13 protein-coding genes are annotated in these 12,606 nt (G+C 38.9%); all 13 read right to left on the bottom strand.

Translation table 11 applies throughout. The annotated features are described in order from the left end of the window. Positions 1 to 298: 298 nt before the first annotated feature. The 13 genes from FR7_RS09465 to FR7_RS09405 all read right to left on the bottom strand — a co-directional run bounded on the left by FR7_RS09465 (position 299) and on the right by FR7_RS09405 (position 12,595). On the bottom strand, positions 299 to 1,342 hold the full coding sequence (locus FR7_RS09465) for an ABC transporter substrate-binding protein (protein ID WP_007936435.1): 1,044 nt from the start codon (positions 1,340 to 1,342) through the stop codon (positions 299 to 301). Between the two features lie 25 nt (positions 1,343 to 1,367). Then, positions 1,368 to 2,153 carry an ABC transporter permease gene (locus FR7_RS09460; RefSeq protein ID WP_007936433.1) on the bottom strand — a complete coding sequence of 262 codons (786 nt, stop codon included), beginning with the start codon at positions 2,151 to 2,153 and terminating at the stop codon, positions 1,368 to 1,370. A 270-nt stretch (positions 2,154 to 2,423) separates the two neighbouring features. Next, positions 2,424 to 3,749, bottom strand: a complete 1,326-nt coding sequence (locus FR7_RS09455; protein WP_007936431.1) for a nitrogenase component 1 — start codon at positions 3,747 to 3,749, stop codon at positions 2,424 to 2,426. After that, positions 3,742 to 5,199, bottom strand: coding sequence for a nitrogenase component 1 (locus FR7_RS09450; RefSeq protein WP_026084520.1), 1,458 nt, complete (start codon positions 5,197 to 5,199; stop codon positions 3,742 to 3,744). The genes FR7_RS09455 and FR7_RS09450 overlap by 8 nt, the downstream gene beginning before the upstream one ends. Before the next feature lie 149 nt (positions 5,200 to 5,348). After that, positions 5,349 to 5,540, bottom strand: a complete 192-nt coding sequence (locus FR7_RS09445) for a DUF1858 domain-containing protein (protein WP_007936428.1) — start codon at positions 5,538 to 5,540, stop codon at positions 5,349 to 5,351. Positions 5,541 to 5,807: 267 nt separating this feature from the next. After that, positions 5,808 to 6,386 (bottom strand): NUDIX hydrolase, encoded by a 579-nt coding sequence (locus tag FR7_RS09440; RefSeq protein WP_007936427.1) that lies wholly within the window; start codon positions 6,384 to 6,386, stop codon positions 5,808 to 5,810. 17 nt (positions 6,387 to 6,403) lie between these two features. Then, positions 6,404 to 6,625, bottom strand: a complete 222-nt coding sequence (locus FR7_RS09435) for a hypothetical protein (RefSeq protein ID WP_007936426.1) — start codon at positions 6,623 to 6,625, stop codon at positions 6,404 to 6,406. Beyond that, entirely contained in the window at positions 6,622 to 7,488 is an 867-nt protein-coding gene (locus FR7_RS09430) for a 4Fe-4S binding protein (RefSeq protein ID WP_007936425.1), read from the bottom strand. Before FR7_RS09430 ends, FR7_RS09435 begins: the two co-directional genes overlap by 4 nt. A gap of 12 nt (positions 7,489 to 7,500) precedes the next feature. Next, positions 7,501 to 8,100 (bottom strand): hypothetical protein, encoded by a 600-nt coding sequence (locus FR7_RS09425; RefSeq protein WP_007936424.1) that lies wholly within the window; start codon positions 8,098 to 8,100, stop codon positions 7,501 to 7,503. Positions 8,101 to 8,547: 447 nt separating this feature from the next. Continuing rightward, a complete protein-coding gene (locus FR7_RS09420; RefSeq protein ID WP_007936423.1) occupies positions 8,548 to 9,216 on the bottom strand; it encodes a methionine ABC transporter permease in 669 nt (222 codons plus the stop codon). Beyond that, on the bottom strand, positions 9,213 to 9,992 hold the full coding sequence (locus FR7_RS09415; protein WP_007936421.1) for a methionine ABC transporter ATP-binding protein: 780 nt from the start codon (positions 9,990 to 9,992) through the stop codon (positions 9,213 to 9,215). The genes FR7_RS09420 and FR7_RS09415 overlap by 4 nt, the downstream gene beginning before the upstream one ends. A gap of 108 nt (positions 9,993 to 10,100) precedes the next feature. After that, positions 10,101 to 11,030, bottom strand: coding sequence for a cysteine synthase A (cysK, locus tag FR7_RS09410; protein WP_007936419.1), 930 nt, complete (start codon positions 11,028 to 11,030; stop codon positions 10,101 to 10,103). A 56-nt stretch (positions 11,031 to 11,086) separates the two neighbouring features. After that, positions 11,087 to 12,595, bottom strand: coding sequence for a nitrogenase component 1 (locus FR7_RS09405; RefSeq protein ID WP_007936418.1), 1,509 nt, complete (start codon positions 12,593 to 12,595; stop codon positions 11,087 to 11,089). Between the last annotated feature and the right edge of the window lie 11 nt (positions 12,596 to 12,606).

Raw genomic sequence — 12,606 nt, 5'->3', positions numbered from 1 at the left:
AAATCACCCTTTCAAAAATAATTAAGCTACTCATAATTATAATATTTTCTTTATATTAAACCGCCTCCCAATCATATACATTGACCGCTTTTGACAATTGAAAATAAAAAAAGCTGCACCCCAAAATAAATGGGACACAGCCTCTGATTCTCAAACCAGTCAGCAATGTAATTACGCTAGATTGTCTATTATCATAGTATATCCACGAAGATTTCTTGTCAATACCCATACTATGTTTATTTTCTGAAAATACCATAAAGGATAGGAACCCCTCAAAACTATATTAGATCCATGCAAATCACTCTTTTAATTCACCGATAAAAAACGGATTAAGGTCATTTGTATAAAGATCCTTCACATTTATTTCTCCCGGTTTAGCAAAACCATTTCGTTCCATCATATCTACCCAAAATTGAATTTTTTTCTCATCTACCCATTGATCCTTTGAATGCCAATTACCGCCTGATACAGGTGCGTCATTATACTTTGCCCAAAGACTTTTAGCCTCTTCAAAATTCTTATTCCCCCATTGCTGCCCTCGATAGTTTCCAGCGATGTACGCTTTGACTACGTCAGGATGTTTTGCTATAAAGTCTTCACTAAACGCCCTTACAGCCAATCCTCCAGCTTCACCATCACCAGCCGCTTCACCAATTTGATAACTTGAAACCAATACTTTAACTCCTGGACGCTGTTGAGCTGCTAAAGAAAATGTGGAATGAAGAACCGCAACATCAATCAATCCTTGCCTTAAAGCTTGTTCTTGCTGAGTATCGGGCATATTTACCAACTCTACTTGGTCCTGGCGTATTCCATTCTGTCGCAAATATTCATAAGTAAGCAAATCTCCGCAGCCGCCTCTATTTGAAACAGCTATTTTTTTGCCAATAACATCTTGTGCTGAATTAATTTTCCCGTTATCTTGCACCATCCAGTACATGTGTCCTTTATCCTTGTCCGGATTATCAACCATTCCTTCCATTACAATTTTAATTTTCATGCCAGCCTGTCTTGCCATTGCAATATTAATGACATGACCAGAATGCATAACATCTACGTCTCCTTTTACCACAGCCTGAGCCAAAGTACCTCCCTTAAGGGGTCCTAGGTAATCAGTCACGATTCCCACATCTTTGAAAAAACCGTTCAAATCTGCCATCGCATAATCAAAGGCTCCCCCTTTTATCACTTTAAGATGATATTCATTCATCAGCTTACCATCTTTAAATTGATAACCGTCACTATCAACCTTACCTCCATTAGCTTTTTGGGCGCATCCAGTCATTAAAGCTACAATAAATATAAGCATGAATACAATGATTGATTTCTTCTTATTATCCAAATTTTTCTCTCCTCCACAAAATGATTTATGCTGCTCTATATGGCTCTTCTTTCCACCTGGTCACTCTTTTTTCAATTGCCACTAGAGAATAATTCAAAATGAGTCCAAGCATAGACATACTTATGATTGCTGCGTACATTTTAGGAATTTGATACTTGACCTCAGCATCATATATTAAAAAACCGAGTCCTGAATTTGCCCCCATCATTTCGGCTGCTACGAGAATTAAAATGGATGTCGTAGCACTAAGCCTTATCCCCATAAAGATGGATGGGATCGATGCTGGAACAATTACCTTTACAAAGATTTCAAATGACGTTGTTCCCATTGACCTTGCTGACTTTATCAGAAGCGGATCCACATTTTTGACACCTGCAATTGTATTTAACAGAATAGCCCACTGAACTCCCCAAAATATAATAGCTATTTTTGATATTTCACCTATGCCGAAAAGAAGTATAAATACAGGAAAAAGAGCCAATGTAGAAGTCTGCCTAAAGGTTTGCAGCAGAGGATCGCTAAAACGTTCAAATCCTTTAAACCAACCAATCAGTAATCCTAAGGGTACAGAGATGATCAATCCTAAACTGAAACCCAAAATCGATCGCTGAAGACTAATCCCAATATGTTTTAATAATTCGCCGCTAATGAGCATCCTAAAGAATTCCACGAATACTTTGGAAAAGGGAGGTAAAAAAACAGGATCCGCTAGCCCTACCCGCGGCGCCATTTCCCATATTAGCAAAAAGATTGCTACAGCAAGTAAGCGATAACAAATTTTCATTATCTTATTTACACATTTACGAATCACTTTTAACCTCCTCCTAAACAAAACAAATTACTAAGAGTTTTGCCACTGCCATTCTCCATCAAATGCATTGCTTCCTTTTAACAAATAAAAATCCAGAGGCTACACCCCTTATAAAAAAGAGTACAGCCTCTGGATTTCAATCCAGCCAGCAATGTATTTACTGCAAAATTATCTGTTTCAAAAATATCGATAAAGATTTCTTAATCAATACCTATTATATGCTTATTTATCCAAAAAATACACTCATCAAGTTGCTATTTCTTATTCTTATTACTCACGATTCTTTGATAGCAATCTTGTATAAATATCTTCCACAAGGTTAAGACCACCTATATAACCTACATAAGTATGATGCAAAATTAAACGGTCGATAATCGGCAAACCAACACTAAGATGCAAACCGGATATCTCTTTTGCAATATCGAATTCCCATGAACTAGCAAGCACTAAAGGAGCAGTTAATGCTTTTATTGAACGAATCTTATCTTCAATGACTCCACCGTCCTGGGTAAAGGTTATACCGGAAGAAATCTCTGGTGAAAGCTCTTTAAAGTAGCCCTCAATGGCATCTTTATATTCCTCAGGAACATCCTCGTTAATAAACTGATGAATGGGAAAATAGCCTAGTTCATTCACTAAGAATTTACTAAAGCCAAGGGCGTAAGAGGCATCATTTATATTGTAAAAGCGCTTTGGCTGATTTAGTCTGTATTCTGTAAGCACATCTGCTGCACGAACAATATAATGATAGAATTCTTCTTCCTGCTGAACAACAAATTTCTCCGTCTGTTCCGATAAAGTACCTGCGAATTCAGCGACGGTTCTCAGAAATTTTGATGTTTCTATACCTCCAACTGGCAACACCGGATAATGAAGATAAGGAGTTTGAAATTTTTCTTCCAGCAGCTCTGCTATCTTAAGACCAATATAAGGAGAAACAACTAAATTAAATTGTGCCGCCGGAATCTCTTCCAATGCCTTAATGCCTCCACTATTATAACCAAACAAAATATTTGCTTTGAGTCCTATGCCTGCCAGCAATTTCTTTATTTCGTTCAAATCACCTTCCCAAAATGGATCATGCCTGGGGACACTTGCAAATACATTGACAAGTCCTTTTTCAATTTGTGCAGCAGGCTTTAAATGCTGTTTGATAATAGCTTCCAGCACAAGTTCATGTCCTTTATAGGCATCCCCCTTGAATCCTGCTGTTTCGGCATGAACAATGGGTACGCCCTGTTCTCTGAACTCGCTGACTATACTGCCTACGTCATCGCCAATAATATCAGCAGTACAACCTGTCAAGACAACGAAGAAATCGCCATCCATGATTTTCAGCGTCCCCTCAATCACATCTCTTAATTTATCTGTACCACCGAAAACCACATCTTTTTCAATCATGTTCGTGCATGGGATCGCATCCGCCCCAGCATACCCAGCACCTTGGTATCCTCCTGCAAGAGATAAGCCCCTATGCAGCTTGGAACCACACCCAGGTCCTGCGTGTAAAATAGGAATGGCTCTTTCAATTGCCACTACCGTCTGCTGGGCTCCTAATGCACAGCCGTGGCGTGGTCCTTGTATAATTTCAGACATTTTGTTCGCTCCTTAAAAATGAATAGGTACCTTGCTTGAGCCACCAGTCTGTATAGGGTAACTTGCTGTGCTTTGCTACATTTTTGATATAAGCAGGATTAGAAATTGCATCATCGATGGATTGTCCAAAACGGATTAGCCCATCATACAGCATTTCTGTGGGCTCGTTGCCGGCAAAAATAGAGGGAACTCCCAATTTTGCCGCCCAAACTGTGGCAAGGTGTCTCGTAATAGCAATATCAGGCTTATATTTGTTGATCGCATTGGTAACTTCAAAAGCTTGTTTATTGCAGACCCCAACCTTAAAATTACCGTAAGTTTCCACGCCAAATCTAAGGAAATTGAGCCGTTCATCATCATTGTCATATCTTTGGTCATGATGCCAGACACTAGTTCCCACTACCTCCATGCCTAGATCTTTAACCAAGGCAATAATGCTATAAGCGAGAGGACCGCCAGCAGCAATATAGGCTGTTTTTCCTGTTAACCGCCCTCGTAGTCTTTCAAGATCCTCAGCAATCTTTTCCTTTTCGGAAATAATTACTTTTTCAACCTCTTCTTCTTTATGAAAAATCCGCCCAATCTCTCTTAATAATTCATCGGAGGCCTTTATACCGAAAGGAGCAGGGGCTTTGATTTCCAGCACGCCAAAATGCTCTTCCAACCCAGCAGCAAGATAACTCCCCAATGTTTCGCAGTACTGCACTGTTGCCGCTGCTTCTGAAATGCGCTCTAATTCCTCCACAGTTGAAAGTGGTACAATATGATTCGTTCTAAGGCCAAGCTGCCGAAAAACACTTTCATACAAAAATTTATGTTCAAAACTAATAACATTGATTAAATCCGGCTGTTTTTGGCGTGCTGGTTTGACAATTTTCCGTAAGATGCTATGATTGGCCGAGTCAAAGCCTGTCGCCCAGATATTGGTGCGGAAGCCTTCACACAAGGTGGCAATTACCGGGATGCCGAATTCTTCTTCCAATTCATTGCAAATACCAGGAACATCGTCACCAATGATGGCTGATGCACAAGTAGTGGTCACAAAAATCACTTTGGGATTGAATCTACGCTTAGCTTCCCTGATTGCTTTTTCCAGCTTGGCGCCGCCGCCATAAATAGTATCTTTTTCATCAAGATTGGTATTGAGATATTTCACATTATGTACGTTATAGCCCATTCTCTTATTACCTGTCCGAAATACACCGTTACGCATAGGAATATCACCTGCACAACCTGCAGGACCATGCTCCACAACAGCGGCATCCTGAATCTGAGTAAGCAGATTCATTACTTGATCAGCACTGCATGAGCCACACTGGGTAAAGGACCTTTCCCTATTGGGAATATCATTTCTACTGAGTAATTCAGCAGCATCACCTTCATAGCCAGTGATTGTTTTCAATCTGGATTCTCTTAGTTCCACTGCTGGTTGGCTTAAATTTATACTCATCACCTTTTCTCCTTTTGCAACCATTTTTAAATTAAATAAAAAAAGAAAAGCCAAAGACACGTACGTCTCCAGCTTTTCTTCTGGTCAACCCATATAATTTATCCATTATATCTACACACTCATGAAACGAACAAACTATCAGGATTACTTTATACAGCTTTGTTTAAATCCGTAATCAATGCATGAATGTCGATGCCGTGAGCTGCCGCTCCTTGCTCAATGTTCTCAAATCTGGCAGCAGCGCAACCAAAGCACCCCATTCCATAATTACGAAATATTGCTATGGTGTTTGGGTATTGTTCAACCACTTCGTTAATACTTTGTTCTTTGGTAATTGCCATACTAACACCTCCTTTCATAAAGAAGTATGGACTTCTTTCTAAAATAAATAGAAATAAAATTAGAGGCAGAAGTTTTCAAAAATGAAAAAATCTGCCTCTAGTTTATCCAGTCAGCAAGTTTTTGTTATTAGCTTTTTAAAAGTACTATCTCTTTTTTCGAATTATAAACGACTATATACATTCTGTCAATAGATCTTTGCTTTTATTTCTTCAGATATAGATTATACTAACAACCAATATATATGATTTTACTATATACAATCGATTTCAAAAATCTTCATCTACAGGTATCCCCTTTATTCTGGTATTCCAATATCTTGCTATAATGTTCTCATCTGCTTCAAAGGCCATTTGAGGCAGTACTCCTGAAAAAGAAAACCATTGGACTTCATCCAAATCATCACCAGGGCAAAGTTCTCCACCAATAACATGAGCTACTAAAACAACTACTAAGGTATGTAAATTAGGGGTTAAATAATTAGACATTACGCTAATAATTGATTCGATCTCACTAATAAGACCTGTTTCTTCCTGAACTTCCCGTCTTGCAGCTGTTAGAAAATCTTCATCAAATTCAATAAATCCACAAGGCAAACACCATAACCCTTCTTTAAAGCTGCCATGAGCTCGTTTGCCTAAAAGCACTTTTTCATCCTTTACCAACAAGACGGATACCGCTGGCGAAGGGTTCTCATAATGAACAAAGCCGCATGAAGGGCAGCTGTCTCTTTCTCTCCCACCCGCTTCTTTTTTTACACATTTTTCACCGCATGCTGAGCAATAACGATTACACAAAGAATTTCTTGCTTGAAAATTATATGCTGAAAAAACTTGTTTTACTTTCATACTTTCAAATCCCCTTATTACAACTCCTGGTCATCTACTTTTTCTTTTTTATCATTTTGCAGTTTAGTCAGAAGAATTAATCCTCCAGCCCCGAATCCTACGATCAAGCCAGCACAACCACCGCCACAAGAGCCGCATACACCGGTGCATACAGCACTGGCTGCGGGCAAGAAACTGGGAACCATGGATATCGCCGCCGCACTCACCCCAACTCCTAAAGACTTGATCTTTTCCTTCATTTTACTAACTCCAGCTCTGGCTCTCCAGCATTCTCTTTTTGCCAGCCACTTTCGCCGGTACCATAGGAAAGAGCGTTTTTTGCACAAACCCCAGCGCATTGTCCGCAAGTAATACAATTATATACTTCATAAGATAAAACACCATCCTTATGACTAAGTGCACCCATTGGACATTTTTTTACGCACTGTTTGCAATTAACACATTTGCTTGGGATAAAGCGTAATTTATAAGTAAATCGAAATCGAGCACCCACACTATGTACAGCACTTTGCAGCGCTCCAACAGGGCATAAATAACTGCAAAATCCCCGTCCTCCTTTAGCCATAACACCAAAGATCCCCAGACATAAAATAGCTGTAATAATGGCAGTAGAGCCCAAAGGGCCAATATTACCTTGCACCCCGCCAACAATCAGCCTTTCCATAAAGCTATAGTTACAAAGCGCACACGCTATGGAACCAGCCAAAAAAGGCGAAAGCAGATACCCTGCAAAAAATCCATATCGTATGGGGACTGGATTTACTGAATGTTGCCAATCGATTTTAAACCGCTTTGGCATCAGACGGCTAAGATATTCAGGTAACGCACCACTCGCGCAAAGGTGGGCGCAAAAGAAAGGACCTAGGAAAAAAGCCGCGCTGACCAATAATAATAAAGAAATAATACCGACATTGAATATTTCAATACTTTGTCCTGTTAACACATTCAATAACGGAATGCGCAAACAAAAACTATGAATATCAGATGCTTGAGAGCCGCCTAACCAAGCAGAAAGTGTTTTCTGGTAATAGGCAAATGGGGCAAAAAACAAGAATAATCCTGCTAAATATCCTAAGATACGTTTTATTTCTCGCTGATTCATCTTATTATCTCCTTACTTTTCTTCATGTAATCCATGAGATTCATGTGTTTCATGAGGAGTCGACGGTGTCACTGGTTTCTGATCCAGGTTCAATGATTGTGTGGAATTCATGGCATAAACAGATGTAGTTCCAAGCAGAGCACCGGTTTGTATGTCCACAATCTGAAGCACACCAATCTGCTGCTTCGTTTGACTGAAATGTTGATCAGCAAGATCCATTTTGACTTTCACACGCAATGTTTTTCCTGATTCCACAGTACCCATATAGATAGCAGAAGGCTTTTGCAGATCAGGAGAACCAACCTCTAAAACGACCTGCTTAACAAAATCAACAGCTTCTACTTGAATAGCTAATGGATTCTTACTTTCATTTTTAATCAAATAGCTTGCTATCAATATCTGATTAGGCTGCAGCCACTTTTTAGGCTTCCCCTGATCCGCTATGTCAAAAACAACACTTTTGGTGGCTGCAATATGTTCACCATTAATAGCAACGGTCACTGTTGCCTGCTCTTTAGCTACTGCATTTTTATAATAGCCAAAACCTAGAGCAAAGGAAATACCTACAATCAATAGCATTACAGAACTTAAATAAGACTTTTTAATGAACACTACATTATCTCCTTTCAATTCCAATATACAATTTTTATTATATTATCTGTAACTATTTAAAAAGAAAAAGCTAGACTTATCCCTTTATGGACAAATCCAGCCTTTAGATGCATTAACTAATCAGCTAAGAATTCTTATTTGACCTTAAGATTACCCTATAATTGCAATTAATTCTCAGTTGAATTATAAAATATTTTGTGCTTCCTGTCTATTGACTAAAAGTACTATTCTTCTCTTAGTCTGCTTTATAAAGCAGACTAGTATCTTCTTCGTTTAGAAATTTATATAGAGAGAAGCTACGATTTTCGCCGGTAGCTTCTAATTCTTAAATTTATATCTACAAAAATAAATATATACAGTAATCGTCAGCGATAGGAAGCCAGGAAACCCTTATATCCTATACTTGACAGAATAATAAGTGAAGACCAAAATTACTCCTTAATATCTTTAATCAAATTTGTATCGTTTCCGATTAATGTAGGTAGCCAAATAATCTCCAGCCAATTGTACACCTTGAACAAGAATAACTAGCGTTATAATAGTGGCTAGCATAATATCATCTCGATATCTCATATACCCAAATCGTATAGCAAGACTCCCCAGACCTCCTGCACCAATCGCTCCTGCGACCGCCGTCATGCCAGTAATTCCTATAACAGCAATTGTTAGACCACGGATAAGAGACGGCAAAGCTTCTGGAATTAATACTTTTGTAATAATGGTTAAGGGATTTGCTCCTATAGCCATTGCAGCTTCAATCTTACCAAAGCTGACTTCTTTAAGGCTATTCTCAATAATTCTTGCAATAAAAGGCGCTGCACCAATGGATAAAGGAACAATAGCTGCTGTTGCCCCCAATGTCGTCCCTACAATAAATCGAGCTAATGGAAGCAGCACAACAATTAAAATAATAGAGGGAAAGGATCGTACCACATTAATAATGGTACCTAATACTTTATTAATTCTAGGCGATTCTAGAATGTTCCCCTTTTCAGTAGCAACTAATATAATTCCCAAGGGCAATCCAAGAATCAAGGCAATAAGAGTCGATAATAATACCATATAAAGAGTTTCGCCAAGGCCAGTAAACAATAGTTCTAATACATCATCATTCAAATGCCCTCTCCCTCCTTATATACTCTTTTTTCTTGGAACCCTTGAAGAATGCTGATAAAGCGCTTAGCAGTATCACTCTCAGGATTTAAAAAGAACTTTTCCACTACTCCTGTTTCAACTATTTTTCCATGCTCAATAACAGCCATATGATTGCAAATATGTTTTAAGACGTCTAATTCATGGGTAATTAAAACAATGGTTAAACCCAGTTTTTGATTGATATCTTTTAATAATTCTAAAATGGAATAGGTTGTTTGAGGATCAAGGGCCGAAGTAGCTTCATCACTAAGCAGCACACTCGGTTCATTAGACAGAGCACGTGCAATACCGACTCTTTGCTTTTGTCCTCCGCTGAGCTGCAATGGATATGCCTTGGACTTATTCGCTAAACCGACTAGATCCAGAATCTCTTCTACTCGACTTTTAATTTGTTTTTTAGGGTAATTCGAAACCTGTAACGGAAAAGCTACATTTTCAAATACCGTTTTCGCATCTAATAAGTTGAATTGCTGAAAAATCATCCCGATCTTTCTTCTTGCCAATTGTAATTCTTTTTTATTCATAGCAGTAATATCTTGACCCGCAATCATTATTTTCCCGGAATCAGGTTCTTCTAAACGATTTAAGCAGCGAATTAGAGTTGATTTTCCTGCGCCACTAAAGCCAATAATACCAAAGATATCCCCCTGCTGAATTTGCAGATTTACATTTTCCAGTGCAACGGTTTTGGAACTGGGTGTTATATACATCTTGCTCAATTCTTGAATCCTTATCACTTACATTCAACTCTCTTTACCAAGGATGATGTATTCTCCATAATCTAAACCAAAAGCCAAGTTCCCATAATTAGAAACTTGACCACTGATTCTTATTCATTCGTAGTATTAATTATCCTCAAACAGTGCCGTACTAATATATCTTTCACCTGTATCCGGAAGTACAGCAACGATCAGCTTACCTTGGTTTTCCTGACGGCTTGCAATCTGCAGCGCCGCAAAAGCACTTGCTCCTGATGAAATGCCTACGAGAATTCCTTCTTCTCTTGCTAATCGCTGAGCAATTTCTAACGCTTCTTCATTCTTTACTTTATAGATCTCATCTACAATATCCAGATTCAATACATTCGGTAAGAAGCCAGCACCAATCCCTTGAATTTTATGAGGTCCCGGCTGGCCTCCCGACAGGACAGGAGAGCCGAAAGGTTCTACAGCCACGATTTTAATATTGGGATTCCGTTTTTTTAGATTTTCACCTACACCAGTGATTGTACCACCAGTACCTACGCCTCCCACGACAATATCAACTTTGCCATTCGTATCCTCCCAAATTTCTTCTGCTGTTGTAGCTCGATGAATTTCAGGATTTGCAGGATTATTAAATTGCTGAGGCACAAAAGAATTTGGAATTTGAGCTGCTAATTCTTCTGCTTTACGCACAGCACCTTTCATCCCCTCAGCACCAGGTGTCAGTACCAATTCAGCACCGTAAACCTTAAGTAAACTGCGTCTTTCCGTACTCATTGTTTCTGGCATGGTTAAGATTAAACGATATCCTCTGGCTGCTGCAATAAGGGCCAAAGCAATCCCTGTATTGCCACTGGTTGGTTCAATGATTACAGTATCTTTTTTTATTAGTCCTTTTTCTTCTGCATCTTTGATCATGCTAAAACCAATACGGTCTTTAATACTGCCACCTGGATTGAATAATTCAAGTTTCACGACAACTTCGGCTGCCGTCCCCTCTGCCACACGATTCAACTTTAGCAAAGGTGTCTGACCGATTAAATCTGTTACGCTGTTTGCAATTTTGGACATATATACCACTCCTCTTTAATAAGTTTTACAGGAAGAAATAAGCGCTCCTCGTTATTCTAGGCCTGCAGCTCACTTTCATCGATGTAGGAAAAGGCATCCTTTTCATACCACTCTTCAAAGTAAGGAAGGTGAACATTATCTTTAAAATTACGATTAAAAGAAGGATTCCGCAATATTCTGGCTAAACGTCTGGCAAATTCGTAAATTCCAGTATAGCCTAAGAATAGTTGGCTTTGGTGGAACAAAGGTATTACTGGAATTCCTTGTTTGGCAGCCCACACATTCGTATTCACATGACCAACATATAAGTCAGGCTTTAAATTGTGATTTAGATTTGCCTGTTCAAAAGGTTGACCTGTTGCAACATTAAAAGGAATTTGCTTAATAATATCTTGCTCACCGAGCATTTCATCGGCAAATTGGTCATAATGATATGCTCTTAGTCCAATAATCTCAAATCCCAAATAATGTAATAGCTCTGCATTGGCAACAACGCGAATTTCACCACCGCCAATTAATACTCTCTTCCCTTTGAATATATCTCTAAAGGGAGCAATGGCTTCTTCTAGTTGTTTTACTTCTTGATCGATAAAACGCTGAGCAGCCTCTTCAGCGCCAAAAAATTTAGCAATATCTAAAATCCATCGATTGGTATATTGAACTCCAATGGGAATCGTGCGAAGAATAAAAGGAATACCATATTTCTCTTTTAAATGTTCTACGAAATAATCATCATGAGTAGCACAAATACTTACATTTAAAGCAGCTTCAGTGGCTTTTTGAAAATCATCTGGATGAGCATAACAAGGAAGAATATTTAATTCCAAATCAATCGCTTTCAATAAGCGAACTAATTCATACTCATCAATACGGCTCATGGAAGAAACATTCAATACATTGACAGTACGACTCGCGCGGTACTTTTCTTGCAATGCTTCTAATTCAGTTTTTTCATCCTGAATGATCTTCTCATGAGGTATTAAGTTGCGAAGTATGCCATGATAGACAGCATCATAAGCACTCGCCATAATCTTCGTCTTAAATCCTTCGCAATGAACAGGGACGATTTTGGCTTTGACTTCTTTTTGTGCCTGCTCAACAACACCATCGATATCATCACCAATAATCGCTGGTACACAGCTATTTACAATGATAATCGCACTGGGACGAAACTCCTTTTCTGCATGCAATATAGCGTCTCGGAGCCTAGACTCTCCCCCTTGAACAACCTCGTTTTCCCCCATATTTGTATTTACCCATATGAGCCCTCGGGCATTGCTATCCCGCAATTTTTGAAACCCCTTATTCACACCGGCTTGGGCTAGGCTAGCACCGCCGCAGCCAACAGGACCATGAACAATGACGACAGCATCCCGAATGGTATTGATAATTGCCAAACTTAGATTCAGTTGACACCCTTGGGTTTGAGAAAACTTTCTTTTAATCCCATTCAGGCATCCTTTTTTAGACTTCTCTACCAAATTTCCACAAGATCCACCATATGCATTACAAGCCCGCAATCGTTCTTCCCGCACAGGTGGTGCTTTTTCTTTAATATAGTCCATATATAAAACCT

It is taken from the genome of Pelosinus fermentans DSM 17108 (assembly GCF_000271485.2).
GTDB lineage: Bacteria > Bacillota > Negativicutes > DSM-13327 > DSM-13327 > Pelosinus > Pelosinus fermentans.
The sequence above is the reverse complement of the archived record's forward strand: the minus strand, read 5'-3'. Positions and strand labels throughout refer to the sequence as shown.